The sequence below is a fragment of the Ureibacillus sp. 179-F W5.1 NHS genome, assembly GCF_045369345.1.
In the GTDB taxonomy this organism is placed as follows: domain Bacteria; phylum Bacillota; class Bacilli; order Bacillales_A; family Planococcaceae; genus Ureibacillus; species Ureibacillus halotolerans.
Genome location: NZ_JBIQFG010000035.1, coordinates 20,289 through 34,060, shown reverse-complemented (window position 1 = coordinate 34,060; position 13,772 = coordinate 20,289). Strand labels below are relative to the sequence as shown.

Sequence of the window (13,772 nt, the reverse complement as noted above, 5' to 3'; positions counted from 1 at the left end):
CCCCTTTAGGGGCAGTTAGTAAGGAGCCCTTATAGGGCGTTACTAAAACCGCCTGTTTTACAGGCGGATATTTATTTAATTTGATAAAATTAAAATTTTTTGAAACAATTGGATTGTAAATACGTATGTATGGATGGAGGAGGAGTAGCAAAATGAATACAAAAAGATGGCTTGCTTTAGGAGCCGCAGTCGTTTTATTAGTCGGTTCCATAGGGTTGAATACGGTTATTTCCATATTCAAAACAGATTTCTTTTCGAGTTTTAATGATGTAATGAGCACAGAACAAACGGTGGTTGAAACTGTTATCGAGCCAGGCGATTATGGTGAACGAATTGCACTTTTATCTGTTGATGGAACAATTCAAGATGTTGGTACAAGTTCCCCATGGACAACACTTGAATATGATCATCAAAATTTCTTATCCCAATTAGAAAATATTTTGTATGACGAAAGTGTAAAAGCGGTTGTATTGTACGTTAATTCACCTGGTGGAGGCGTAATCGAATCAGCTGATATCCATGAAAAGTTAGTAGAAATTAAAGAACAACGAAATATCCCTATTTATGTTTCGATGGGATCTTACGCAGCTTCTGGAGGCTACTATATTTCTGCACCTGCTGATAAAATCTTTGCCCATAGTGAGACTATTACAGGATCAATCGGTGTTATTATGCAAAGTTATAATTTTTCAGAGCTAGCGAACAAATTAGGAATTGAGTTTGAAACAATTAAATCTGGCGAACATAAAGATATGTTTGGTGGAACACGGCCAACTACAGAAGAAGAAAAGGCGATGGTTCAAGAAATGATTAACGAATCCTATGAAGCTTTTGTAGATGTTATTGAACAAGGAAGAGGTATGTCCGAAGCGGATGTTAAAAAAGTAGCTGATGGACGTATTTTAGGAGGATCACAAGCGATTGAAGCAGGTCTAGTTGATGAAATTGGAGGACTTGAAGATACAATTGCGGCTATCCGTGCAGACTATGGTCTAGAAAATGCGGAACTTTTTGAGTATGAATCCAGTTTTGGTGACCTTACTTCGTTACTTGGCGTAAAAATTAGTTCATTATTCGGCCCTTCACCTGAAGAACAATTTTTAACTAAGTTTATGACTTCCAATGGTGGTCCACGAATGATGTATTTATACGGTGAATATTAAGGAGGAGTTTATAGATGTCAGAATTTGAAAAGAACGACTCAAATGTTTCTCTTCCTAAAAACGAAGCCGTACCTACTATGATTAAACAAACGAAAGTAATCGAACAAATTGAAGAGAAGACGGCAGGATTTTGGATGCGTCTTTGGGCTTTTATTGTGGATTTTTTAATTGTCAGTGCTATTGTAGGAATTGTTGTAAATCCAATATTCCATTTTTTTGACTGGAGTTTTTCAGAAGAAAGATGGTATTCACCTATGACAATCATTTCGGGGCTGTTTTATTATGCGTATTTTGTGTTGACCACAAAATATTGGCAGCAAACCATTGGAAAAATGATATTTGGCTTAAAGGTGAAGTCTTTACATGAGGAAAAATTAGGATGGTTAACCGTTTTATTTAGAGAAGTAGTCGGTCGCTTTATTAGTAATAAACTGCCTATCATTTACATTATGGTTGCCTTTATGCCTAGTAATAAAGGACTAAATGATATTATTGCGGATACGGTTGTTGTACAGGAAAAGGTATTTATTAAACGCAAAAAAGAAATCATTCAAGAAATCGCCCCAAAGGATAAATTCGATGGAGAAAATTCCATTTCACCAATAGGCTAAAGAAAAACCATCTGAACAAAAAAGTTCGGATGGTTTTTTCCGTAAAAATTTGTAAGGTAAGTTATTTGCAAAGAGGGAAATAGGTTTAGTAAGATTATTTACGTAATATAAAGGAGGGGACTTAAAAATGGCACAAATAACATTTAAAAACAACCCAGTAACATTAGTAGGAAATGAGGTAAAAGTAGGTGATAAAGCACCTGATTTTACAGTATTAGCAAATGATTTATCACCAGTGACTCTTAAAGACTCTGAAGGGAAAGTACGATTAATCGCGTCTGTACCATCTTTAGACACAGGAGTTTGTGATGCTGAAACTCGTCGTTTTAATGAAGAAGTAGCAAGTTTAGGTGGAGATGTGGCATTTTACACAGTTTCTGTAGACTTACCATTTGCTCAAAAACGTTGGTGTGCAGGAGCTGGAATCGATGCAGTGCATACGGTTTCTGACCATAAAGATTTATCTTTTGGTGAAGCATACGGTGTTTATATGAAGGAACTTCGTTTATTAGCTCGTGCTGTATTTGTAATCGACAAAGAAGGTACTGTAACATATGTTGAGTATGTTCCAGAAGGTACAAGCCATCCGAATTATGAGGCAGCGATTGAAGCTGTTAAAGCATTAATTTAATGGTTTCGTTTCTTGCTTTCATAAGGTAAGATAGAATGATTAATAGGCTATTGTCTATAATTTAGTATGGTTAATGTATACCCACTCAAACTTTGAGTGGGTTGTTCATTTCAAAAGGAGTTTATTATGGAAAAGTTTGAGCAAATATTTTCATTCATTAATGATAAAGCAGAGAAGTATGAAAAAGATGAAGGTATGTCCTTTTTAGATGGTGTTTTGCAAGCCCTTGAAGATGTACTTGATGAAAAAGAATCTTGGATTGGCAAAGAGGCAACGAAAGAAGAAGTACGAAAAGCCGTTCAAATCGCTATTTTAAAAGGGATGCGAAAAACTTCTCAACCAAATCATCAAATGACACCTGACACATTAGGGCTTCTAGTTGGTTATTTTGTAGAGCAGTTTTTCGAAGACCAACTAAAAAATAACCCGATTTCTATGTTGGATCCGGCCGTCGGTACAGGTAACTTACTTTTTACTGTGATGAATTTGTTAAATGATAAAGTATCAGCAACAGGAATCGAGGTAGATGAATTATTAATCCGTTTAGCAGCGGATACAGCTGAGTTACTCGAACAACCGGTTTTACTTTATCATCAAGATGCATTACAAAAGATGTTAGTCGATCCAGTTGATGCGGTTATATGTGACCTTCCAGTAGGATATTATCCGAATGAGGAAGTGGCATTAGATTATGAGTTATGTGCCCATGATGAGATGAGCTATGCCCATCATTTATTTATAGAACAGTCGATTAACTATACAAAAGATGGTGGTTATTTATTTTTCTTAATCCCTGCTAATTTATTCGAATCAAATCAAGCGAAGCAATTACAAAAATATTTGAAAAAACATGCTTGGATTCAGGCGGTCATTCAACTACCAGAAAATTTATTTGCTTCAAAAGCCCATGAAAAAAGCATTCTTATTTTACAAAAACAAAGTAAAGAATTAAGAGCTCCCCGTGAAGTGTTGCTAGCAAAAGTGCCAGCTATGTCCAATAAAGAAGCGTTATCGATGTTTTTTGAAAAAGTTCAAATGTGGAAAGAAAATAAATAAAAAGAATTGAAAAGTCATTATAATATTATCCCTTTAAGTAGATAATGTTAAAAAAACTACAGTACGCTGTAGATAACATTTTACTTAAAGGGGATTTTTCTATGTCGAGAAAAAATAATACGTATTCAAATGAACTGAAATTGGAAATCGTACAGGCCTATCTAAACGGGGAAGAGAGTATGCAAAAAATTGCGGACAGATACGAGATTCGCAATGTTTCGCAGGTAAAGGCTTGGGTGAAGAAATTTAAAGAAGTAGAATCGATTGAAGCATTTAACCGTCTTCCATCTACAGGTTCAGGGGCAAAGGGTGTGAAGAATCCGTTAAAAGGCAAACGTGTCCATTTTAAAAATGTAGAAGGAGAAATTAGACAAGCTGTTGAACAATATATTTACTTTTATAACTTCCAACGATTCCAAAAAAGACTCAACCACCTGGCACCGATAGAATATCGACACCAGATGGCTGCTTAGTCTTTTTAAAGTTGTCTACTTGACAGGGGTAAGTCCACATTACTGTAAAGGTAATGGCTTTTTATATTTTACTGCCACGAAAGGATTATTGTCTAAATTTATAGGCTTATGATACATAAAATGATGTATGAAAAATTTAAGATTCTGTAGTAAAAATAGTAAAGTTTTAATAAATCATTTACAGAAGAATTTTAGTTGTTAACGTGTTCCGTTAGATTCAAAAGGAAATGAAAAAAAGTTTTTAGAGATAAAAAATCTTAATTTTTTAAGAAAAAAACTACTTTTTCCTAATTTTTTATTATTAGAAAAATATTTTTTAGTTAACTTCAAAATAGTATCTTACATATTAGCTGGAAAATTGTTATTATGTATATAAATTCAATTATTTGAATACATAAGTTCACAACGGGGAGAGGAATCAGCTATGAAAATTGGAGTACCAAAGGAAATAAAAAACAATGAAAACCGTGTTGCAATGACACCTGCTGGAGTTGTTACATTAATCAGTGCTGGACATGAAGTTTTTATTGAAACGGGTGCTGGTTTAGGTTCATCCTTTACAGATGAAGATTATGTTGCTGCTGGTGCAACAATTGTTAGTTCAGCTCAAGAAGCATGGGCACAAGAAATGGTGATGAAAGTAAAAGAACCAATTCCAAGCGAGTATTCATATTTCCATGAGGGGTTAATTTTATTTACGTATTTACATTTAGCACCGGAACTTGAGTTAACACAAGCTTTATTAGACAATAAAGTAGTTGGAATAGCTTATGAAACGGTTCAATTACCAAATAGATCTTTACCACTTCTTACACCAATGAGTGAAGTGGCAGGTAAAATGTCTGTACAAATTGGGGCGCAATTTTTAGAAAAAATGAATGGTGGAAAAGGTATTCTTTTAGGAGGAGTATCTGGTGTTCCGCGCGGTAAAGTTACAATTGTAGGCGGAGGTATGGCCGGTACAAATGCTGCTCGTATCGCAGTTGGTATGGGTGCCGATGTAACAATTTTAGATTTAAACCCAGAGAGATTACGTCAACTGGAAGATATTTTTGGTTCTTCTGTTCAAACGTTAATGTCTAATCCGTACAACATTGCAGAATCAGTTAAAGATTCAGATTTAGTTATTGGTTCGGTTTTAATCCCAGGGGCAAAAGCACCAAAACTAGTTACTGAGCAAATGGTAAAAAGCATGCGTCCAGGATCTGTCATTGTAGATATTGCAATTGACCAAGGGGGTAGCTTTGAAACAACAGATCGAGTAACGACTCATGATAATCCAACTTACATTAAACATGATGTTGTTCATTATGCAGTTGCGAATATGCCTGGTGCTGTACCACGTACATCAACCATTGCCCTTACAAATAATACAGTACCTTACGCGTTACAAATTGCGAACAAAGGCTATAAACAAGCATGTATTGAAAATGAAGCGTTGAAAAAAGGGTTAAATACATTAGAAGGTCACGTTGTTTATAAAGCAGTTGCTGAAGACCAAGGTCGTGATTATGTACCTGTCGATTCTTTACTTATTTAAGGGAAGCTTATAAAATAAATAACAAGCTACTTGTTAGAAAAAACTAACAAGTGGCTTTTTTTATGGAATGGTATATTTATCAGAAAATATTAACTATTTCGAAATTTATCATTTACTTTTCCATAAAAATGTAATTTAATAGAATTGCTCTACTAAAAATAAAATATTGGGGGAATTCAAATGAAGGGGATATTTCAAAAGTCGTTTACTCTTATGCTCGTATTGATGTTATGTTTACTTACGGCATGTGGTGGGTCAAGCGCAGGTGAAGAAGGCTCAACGAATAGTAATGGTGGCACAATTCAAGCAAAAATTGGGGTAGTCTCCTATTTAACTGGTGCTGGTGCAGCTTATGGAGAAGCCATTACAGAAGGTTTAAAATTAGCCCAAAGTGAAATTAATGAACAAGGGGAAGTTAACATAGATTTAGTAATTGAAGATTCTGCTGGGGAAGCGGAGCAAGCCCTTTCTGCTGCTCAAAAATTAATGAATGATGAAGAGATTCTTGCCATTATAGGTCCTACATTAAGTACAGAATTTTTTGCAGTAGCTCCTGAAGCAGATTTGAACGGCATATCGATAATGGGTACTTCCACTACGGCGGAAGGTATACCGGAAATTGGTGATTATGTGTTCCGAAACTCTATCCCAGAAGCATTAGCTATTCCAACGGCGATGGAAAAAGCCGTTGAAAGAACAGGTGCGAAAAAAGTGGCACTTATTTATGGTAATGACGATGTTTTGACTAAATCGGGCTTCGATACAATGAAAAAGACAGCTGAAGAAATGGGATTGGAAATATTAACGATTGAAACGTTCCAAAAAGGACAAAGCGATTATAATGCACAACTAACAAAAATTAAAAATGCAAATCCAGATTTAATTTTAGCCTCTGCATTATATAACGAAGGGGCTGTCATTATGGACCAAGCACGTAAAATGGGGATCGATGTACCGTTTGTTGGTGGCAATGGCTTTAACTCCCCTCAAGTACTTGAAATTGCTGGAGATGCAGCAAACGGTTTAATCGTTGCTACGCCGTGGTTTGGAGAGTCTGAAGATCCAAAAGTAGTTGAATTCAACAAAAAATATGAAGAAGCCTATGGAAAGCTGCCTGACCAATTTGCTGCTCAATCTTATGACGCATTATATATTTATGCAGATGCTTTAAAAAGAGCTGGTGAAGCAGATCGAGAACTGTTCCATGAAGCTTTAGCAGAAACGAAAAATTTTGAAGGATTGTTAGGAAATTTTTCATTCGATGAAATAGGTGACGTTGTTATGGACGTTAAAGTTGTTGAAATAAAAGACGGAAAATTTGTTGAATTCCAATAATTGCACCTTTAAATAAGTGGAAATGAAAATGATTCATCTTTATGTAAAAAAATAAATTTCATTTTTGCCAATCGAAATAAAAAAATGACTTTAAAGGATGATGATTTTGCTTTTAGAACAATTTATTAACGGAATAACTTTGGGCAGCATCTATGCAATCGTTGCCCTAGGGTTTACGCTTGTTTTTGGCGTTTTAGGTATTATTAATATGGCCCATGGGGAAATTTTTATGGTCGGTGCCTTTGTAGGAGTGATGACGACAGGTGTTTTAGGTTGGCCATTATGGTTAGCCTTTGTTGCATCGATTGTCGTAACAGCAATTTTAGGTTACTTATTAGAAACTTTTACTTTACGACCTTTAAGGGGAAAAAGAGGGGTATCCCATTTGGCTCCTTTAATAAGTACGATTGGTGTTTCCATATTGCTTGAAAACTTATCCCATCATCTATTTGGGGCAGGTAATAAGCCTTTTCGTACAGAGTTTGCGGAAATGAGTATTGAAATTGGTTCTATAACGATTTATATCGTTCAAATTGTCATTTTCGTTATTTCGATTATTTTAATGATCGGCTTATCGATATGGTTATCCAAAACAAAAGCAGGTAAAGCGTTACGGGCAACAGCTGAAAATTTAGAAACAGCTAGTATTCTAGGTGTAGATACAAAGAAAATCATTACGTTAACGGTCATCATCGCCTCTGCAATGGGAGGCATAGCAGGAATATTAGTTGGAATGGCGTTTAACTCTGTCAGCCCACAAATGGGATTAGCTATCGGTTTGAAAGGTCTTGCCATCATCATTTTAGGTGGAATGGGAAATGTCAAAGGTGCCATGGTGGGAGGATTAATTTTAGGATTATCGGAAACATTCCTCGTAGCATATGGTGATTCGGGTTACCGGGATGCCATCGCATTTATCATGATCATCGTCATTCTTTTATTAAGACCACAAGGTATATTCGGATCAAAGATAGTAGAGGGCAGGTGAGTGTATGTTAGCTGATTTTATTAATCCATATTATTTACAAATTGCTTCATTTATATTAATCAATATTCTTCTTGCCATTAGTGTGTACGTCCCATTATCTTCAGGGCAATTATCATTAGGTAGCGCAGGATTTATGGGTGTCGGTGCTTATACGTCGGCATTGTTAACGATTCATTTCGATTTACCTATTTTTGTTGGTATTTTAATAGGTGCTAGTGTAGCGGGATGTCTTGGCATTATTATCGGAATTCCATCTTTAAGATTATCAGGTGTTTATTTAGCGATAGCTACTTTAGGTCTTGGAGAGGTTATTCGAGTCATTTTTGTTAACTGGGAATCCCTTACGAAAGGATCGATTGGATTAACCGGTATTCCCCAAATGGGAAGGGAATTATTAAACTTGGCACGGGATTTCGGTATTCAGCCTGCTATGTTCGGGTTAAGGAATAATCAATTTGTTTATTTAATGGTGTTTGTCATCTTGTTTATTTTAGTCACTGCAACGATCTGGTTTGTTTTTCGCCAACAAAATTCCCGTGTAGGTCGATCCTTCTCATCAATCCAAATGGATGAAAAGGCTGCGGAATCTATGGGGATAAATATTACTTACTTTAAAGTTCTTTCCTTTTCCCAAGGTGCCTTTTTAGCTGGGTTAGCGGGTGCATTGTTTGCCCATGTAATGGGATATATTTCTCCTTCCGATTTTTCCTACCATCGGGCTGTTGAAATTTTAATTTTCACTGTCTTCGGAGGTAGTGAAGTAATTATTGGTTCGATATTCGGTGCAATCTTTTTAACGTTAATACCAGAAGTATTACGCTTTGTAAGCGAATATCGATATATTATTTACGGAATTATGTTAGTTATATTAATGGCCGTTCGCCCTCAAGGAATTTTAGATATTCAATTATTAAGTAAGTTCAAAAGGTTGAAACGTTCTAAAGGAGGGGTCCGTTAATGGTTCTTGAAATACGGAACGTATCAAAAAACTTTGGTGGTATTCACGCTTTAAAAGATGTTTCCTTTCAAATTCAAGAAGGGGAAATTTATGGTTTAATAGGCCCGAACGGTGCTGGAAAAACGACGATGTTTAATTTAATTACGAATATTTTTGAACCAACTTCAGGTCAAATTGTTTTTAATGACGCCAATATTACCGGTTTAAAATCTTATAAGATTACGGAACAAGGAATATGCCGAACGTACCAAAATATTCGCCTCTTTTCCCAAATGTCCGCTTTGAAAAATGTGATGGTCGGTGGTCATTGTAGGAGCACATCTGGCGTATTTAGTAGTGTTTTCCGAACAAAAAAGCAAAAGAGGGAGGAGAAAGCACTTACTGAAAAAGCGGAGGAGCTTTTAGATTTAGTTGGATTATTGGAGCATAAAGATACATTGGCGGAGAATCTTGCCTACGGTCAGCAAAGAAGACTTGAAATTGCTAGGGCGATGGCGAGTAATCCGAAATTATTATTATTAGATGAACCGGCAGCTGGGATGAATGAAAAGGAAACGGATAGTTTGTATGATTTAATCAAACTTATACAATCAAAAGGAATCACCGTATTAATAATTGAACATGATATGCCACTTGTTATGAAGCTTTGTGATCGGATAACGGTGTTAAATTTTGGAGAGAAACTAGCTGAAGGTACTCCATATGAAATTCAAAACAACGAAGCAGTTATTGAAGCCTACCTCGGTCGAGAGGAGGATGTAGATATTGCTTAAATTAACGAACGTCCAAACCTATTATGGACAGATTCAAGCTCTAAAAGGTATTGATTTAGAAGTACCTGAAGGTCAAATTATTACGTTGCTTGGAGCAAACGGTGCGGGAAAATCGACGACGATGAAAACGATAGCCGGAATTCTAAAGCCAAAAAAAGGGACGATCGAATTTTTAGGAGAAAATGTAACGGGATTAAGGCCAGATCAGTTACTCCGTAAAGGAATCGCCCTTGTGCCTGAAGGACGTGCCATTTTATCTTCAATGACAGTATTAGAAAATTTAGAGATGGGGGCTTTTCATCGAAAGGACAAAGGGGTAAAAGAAGACATTGATAACGTTATGCAACGTTTCCCTATTTTGTTTGAAAGGCAAACTCAACTAGCCGGTACCCTTTCTGGTGGACAACAACAAATGTTAGCCATCGCTCGAGCATTATTATCTAAACCTAAATTACTTTTACTCGATGAACCGTCCATGGGATTAGCACCACTAATCGTGTCGGAAATTTTCACGATTATTAAAGAAATAAAAGAAGCGGGAACGACGGTGCTTCTTGTGGAACAAAATGCAAAACAGGCTTTAAAAATTGCTGATTTTGGCTACGTTATGGAAACGGGGAAAATCATCATTGAAGGGAAATCATCAGATTTATTAGCTGATTCTCGAATTGTAGAGGCCTATTTAGGAAGAAAATCAATAAAAGATCAAGAACAATTGCAAGATCAGGGGATATAGATTTTTTACAGGAAAAGGTGATGCGAAAAAATTTTCGCATCACCTTTTAACTTTTTAACAATTAGTTATGATAAAACAACTAATTCTTTTGTGAATTTCGTTAAAACTTCAACGCCGTTTTCAGTCACAACGACATCATCTTCAATACGTACACCTGTCACATCGGCTTTATAAATGCCTGGTTCAATTGTAAAGACCATACCAGGAGAAAGTTCCATTTCATTCGTTCCTGTCACAGATGGGAATTCGTGAACAGAAATCCCAAGACCATGTCCTAAACGGTGGGTGAAATATTCACCGTAACCGGCATCGCTAATTGTATCGCGGGCGATTTTATCTAAATCCATAGCTCGAACACCAGGTTTTACTGCTGCAATAGCTCCTTCATTTGCTTGGCGTACTGCATTGTATATTTCCTTTTGTGCTTCTGACGGTTCTCCAAAGGCAACAGTACGCGTAATATCTGAGCAATAGCCATCATAAATCACACCTAAGTCAAATAAAATCATATCGCCTTTTTGAATTTTTCGATCTCCTGGTGTACCGTGGGGAGATGCTGTTTTAGGACCGGAAAGTACCATCGTTTCAAAGGACATCGAACAACCCTTTTCTTTAATCGCATTTTCAATAGCCGTTAAAATTTCCATTTCCGTTTTACCTTCAGCAATTTCTTTACAGCCTACTTCAATGGCATAGTCAGCTAAACTTGCCGCTTTTCGTAATTTTTCAATTTCCACTTCATCTTTAATAACACGATATTGGTTAATTTGATCGTCAAGACGAACAAAGTTTGCTTGTGGATATATTTGTTGAAGGGCTTCTAAACGCTCAACTGTTAAATGGGATTTTTCGATTGCCATCGTTGTCATTTGGACTCCGCGAGATTGTACTGCCTGTGCAAGTAACTCCCAAGGGTTGTCTGTATCCAGATGGCCAATTATTTCTCCATTCCAACCAGAAGCTTTCGCATCAGGTGCTTCCATTTTAGGACAGATTAAGAAAGGTTCCGCATCTTTAAAAACCATCACCCCTAATAAACGTTCGTGGGGATTGCTTTTAAAATGGGAAAAGTAAAAAACGTTATCTGGTGTTGTAATAAAAGCTGCATCGTATTCATTTTCTTTTAAATAATTTTGTAGTTGATTTAATTTATTCATAAAAACCCTCCTCAAGATTTCAAAAAGATATATCCATTGTTTTGCACCGTTAGCTTGAACGGGGTACAATAAATACGAATAATTCATATTTTAACACTTTTATATAGTATAGCAAAAAGAAGGAAAAAAGCTTATAAAAGCGGAATAAGTAAAATTGAACATCATATTTTAGGAGGATAAATAATGGAATTATCTTATCATGGACATTCAGTAGTTAAAATTAAAACAAATGATACGAATATTTTAATTGATCCTTTTATTCGTGGAAACGGTTCGACAGATTTAAAAGTAGAGGAAGAAAAACCGGATGTTATTTTATTAACCCACGGTCATAACGATCATGTAGGTGATACAGTTGAGCTGGCGAAGGCAAATAATGCCCTAGTTGTAGCACCGAATGAGCTTGCCGATTATTTATCTTGGCAAGGGGTCAATACGCATGCAATGCATATTGGTGGTTCTTATCAATTTGAGTTTGGGAAAGTGAAATTTACACAAGCTTTCCATGGTTCATCGTATGTAACGGAAAACAATGAAATTATTTATACAGGTATGCCATCAGGAATTTTATTTTATGCTGAAGGATTCACAATTTACCATGCTGGCGATACAGCCCTTTTTGGTGATATGAAGTTAATTGGAGATCGTAACGAGATTGATGTAGCCTTTTTACCGATTGGTGATAACTTTACAATGGGGCCTGAAGATGCTGCTTATGCTGTATCGTTGCTAAATCCAAAATCAGTAGTCCCAATTCATTACAATACGTTCCCGGTCATTCAACAGGATCCAAAGCACTTTGCTGATTTAGTAAAAAATAGTAAAGTTCAAATTTTAAATCCAGGTGAAAAAGTAGAATTATAATTTTCCGATATAAATCGAATAGAAATGGAAGTTATAAAAGAAAGTAGCGAAAGGTAATGGAAAGTTTGTATGTAAATCAAACTGGAATAGGCTACTTTCTTTTTTTCTATACATAATTGAAATATGATACACTATTGGCAAGGAAAGATAGATGGGAATAGGTGATCGTAGTGTCTACAAAACATGAGAAAATATTACAATATATCGAATCGTTACCCGTTGGTGACAAAATTTCTGTACGCCAAATCGCGAAGGAAATGCAAGTAAGTGAAGGTACAGCTTATCGCGCAATAAAAGAGGCGGAAAATCGTCGATTAGTTAGTTCCATTGAACGGGTTGGGACGATTCGAATTGAAAAGAAGAAAAAGGAAAATATCGAACGTCTAACCTTCGCTGAAATCGTAAACATCGTAGACGGACAAGTATTAGGTGGTAGAGCAGGATTGCATAAAACCCTTAATAAATTTGTCATTGGCGCTATGCAATTAGAAGATATGATGAGATACACAGATGCAGGAAATCTTTTAATTGTAGGGAACCGATTCAAAGCCCATGAAAATGCCCTTAAGGCTGGAGCAGCAGTATTAATAACAGGTGGCTTTGATACAACGGAAAATAATAAGCGATTGGCAGATGAATTAGAACTGCCAATTATTTCGTCCAGTTATGATACGTTTACTGTAGCAACGATGATCAATCGGGCTATTTATGACCAATTAATTAAAAAGGATATTTTATTAATTGAAGACATTTATGTGCCGATTGAAGAAACTGCTTCGTTAAAAATTACCGATACAATAGCAGATTTCCACAAATTGAATTTACAAACAACCCACGGTGCATTCCCTGTCGTTACGAATGCTAACAAATTAGTCGGTATGATTACAGTGAAGGATGTTATTGGAAAATCGGAATATGAAACGGTCGATAAAGTGATGACGAAAAATCCAATTTCCGGTTCAATGAAAACGAGTGTTGCTTCGGCAGGACATCGAATGATTTGGGAAGGTATTGACTTATTACCTATTGTAAATGAAGACGGTATTTTGCAAGGAGTCATTAGTCGTCAAGATGTATTAAAGGCGTTACAGCATGCCCAAAGACAACCACAACATGGTGAAACAATTGATGATTTAGTTAAAAGTGAAATGAAAGTAATGGGCGAAGAAGATGTGGTCGTAGAATTTACAGTAACCCCACAAATGACGAACCAATTTGGTGCGATTTCTTACGGTGCCTTTACGACATTACTTTCAGAAGTTGGAGCCTTTGCGTTGAAACGGAGAAAACGTGGAGATGCAGTGGCAGAAAATATGACCATTTACTTTATTAAACCGGTTCAAATGGAAAGCGTATTAACGGTTATTCCTCATATTTTAGATATGAGTCGTAAATTCGTAAAAATGGACTTCGATGTTTTCCATGAAACGACTTTAGTTGGAAAAGCGATGATGATGTTCCAACTATTAGAGCGTTAATCATTCAAT

Annotated in this window: 14 protein-coding genes; 13 read left to right on the top strand and 1 reads right to left on the bottom strand. The window is 36.1% G+C overall.

What is annotated here, in order from left to right; all coding sequences use genetic code 11:
- Positions 1 to 152 precede the first annotated feature (152 nt).
- The 11 genes from sppA to ACH0B5_RS13845 all read left to right on the top strand — a co-directional run bounded on the left by sppA (position 153) and on the right by ACH0B5_RS13845 (position 10,264).
- The gene (gene sppA / locus ACH0B5_RS13895) at positions 153 to 1,163 is read left to right on the top strand and encodes a signal peptide peptidase SppA (RefSeq protein WP_122971094.1); all 1,011 of its coding nucleotides are present in this window, start codon (positions 153 to 155) and stop codon (positions 1,161 to 1,163) included.
- A gap of 14 nt (positions 1,164 to 1,177) precedes the next feature.
- Positions 1,178 to 1,774 carry an RDD family protein gene (locus ACH0B5_RS13890; RefSeq protein ID WP_406927981.1) on the top strand — a complete coding sequence of 199 codons (597 nt, stop codon included), beginning with the start codon at positions 1,178 to 1,180 and terminating at the stop codon, positions 1,772 to 1,774.
- Positions 1,775 to 1,901: 127 nt separating this feature from the next.
- Complete coding sequence (gene tpx, locus ACH0B5_RS13885) at positions 1,902 to 2,405, top strand: thiol peroxidase (protein ID WP_406927980.1); 504 nt, start codon at positions 1,902 to 1,904, stop codon at positions 2,403 to 2,405.
- 126 nt (positions 2,406 to 2,531) lie between these two features.
- Positions 2,532 to 3,461 carry a class I SAM-dependent methyltransferase gene (locus tag ACH0B5_RS13880; protein WP_122971097.1) on the top strand — a complete coding sequence of 310 codons (930 nt, stop codon included), beginning with the start codon at positions 2,532 to 2,534 and terminating at the stop codon, positions 3,459 to 3,461.
- A gap of 101 nt (positions 3,462 to 3,562) precedes the next feature.
- Positions 3,563 to 3,934, top strand: coding sequence for an IS3 family transposase (locus ACH0B5_RS13875; protein WP_406927979.1), 372 nt, complete (start codon positions 3,563 to 3,565; stop codon positions 3,932 to 3,934).
- A gap of 424 nt (positions 3,935 to 4,358) precedes the next feature.
- Positions 4,359 to 5,474, top strand: coding sequence for an alanine dehydrogenase (gene ald / locus ACH0B5_RS13870; RefSeq protein WP_122971099.1), 1,116 nt, complete (start codon positions 4,359 to 4,361; stop codon positions 5,472 to 5,474).
- A 180-nt stretch (positions 5,475 to 5,654) separates the two neighbouring features.
- Complete coding sequence (locus tag ACH0B5_RS13865) at positions 5,655 to 6,809, top strand: ABC transporter substrate-binding protein (RefSeq protein ID WP_406927978.1); 1,155 nt, start codon at positions 5,655 to 5,657, stop codon at positions 6,807 to 6,809.
- 106 nt (positions 6,810 to 6,915) lie between these two features.
- On the top strand, positions 6,916 to 7,797 hold the full coding sequence (locus tag ACH0B5_RS13860) for a branched-chain amino acid ABC transporter permease (RefSeq protein ID WP_122971101.1): 882 nt from the start codon (positions 6,916 to 6,918) through the stop codon (positions 7,795 to 7,797).
- 4 nt (positions 7,798 to 7,801) lie between these two features.
- The gene (locus ACH0B5_RS13855) at positions 7,802 to 8,755 is read left to right on the top strand and encodes a branched-chain amino acid ABC transporter permease (protein ID WP_406927977.1); all 954 of its coding nucleotides are present in this window, start codon (positions 7,802 to 7,804) and stop codon (positions 8,753 to 8,755) included.
- The gene (locus ACH0B5_RS13850; protein WP_406927976.1) at positions 8,755 to 9,528 is read left to right on the top strand and encodes an ABC transporter ATP-binding protein; all 774 of its coding nucleotides are present in this window, start codon (positions 8,755 to 8,757) and stop codon (positions 9,526 to 9,528) included. Before ACH0B5_RS13855 ends, ACH0B5_RS13850 begins: the two co-directional genes overlap by 1 nt.
- The gene (locus tag ACH0B5_RS13845; RefSeq protein ID WP_406927975.1) at positions 9,521 to 10,264 is read left to right on the top strand and encodes an ABC transporter ATP-binding protein; all 744 of its coding nucleotides are present in this window, start codon (positions 9,521 to 9,523) and stop codon (positions 10,262 to 10,264) included. The genes ACH0B5_RS13850 and ACH0B5_RS13845 overlap by 8 nt, the downstream gene beginning before the upstream one ends.
- Before the next feature lie 65 nt (positions 10,265 to 10,329).
- Here the strand turns inward: ACH0B5_RS13845 and ACH0B5_RS13840 are convergent, their stop codons facing one another.
- Entirely contained in the window at positions 10,330 to 11,421 is a 1,092-nt protein-coding gene (locus ACH0B5_RS13840; RefSeq protein WP_122971105.1) for a M24 family metallopeptidase, read from the bottom strand.
- A gap of 183 nt (positions 11,422 to 11,604) precedes the next feature.
- Here ACH0B5_RS13840 and ACH0B5_RS13835 point away from each other — a divergent pair, with 183 nt between their 5' ends.
- Together ACH0B5_RS13835 and ACH0B5_RS13830 are read left to right on the top strand one after the other, a co-directional pair.
- Positions 11,605 to 12,285, top strand: a complete 681-nt coding sequence (locus ACH0B5_RS13835) for a metal-dependent hydrolase (protein WP_341362464.1) — start codon at positions 11,605 to 11,607, stop codon at positions 12,283 to 12,285.
- Between the two features lie 170 nt (positions 12,286 to 12,455).
- Positions 12,456 to 13,763: a DRTGG domain-containing protein gene (locus ACH0B5_RS13830; protein WP_122971107.1), complete on the top strand. Its 1,308-nt coding sequence runs from the start codon at positions 12,456 to 12,458 to the stop codon at positions 13,761 to 13,763.
- Positions 13,764 to 13,772 lie beyond the last annotated feature (9 nt).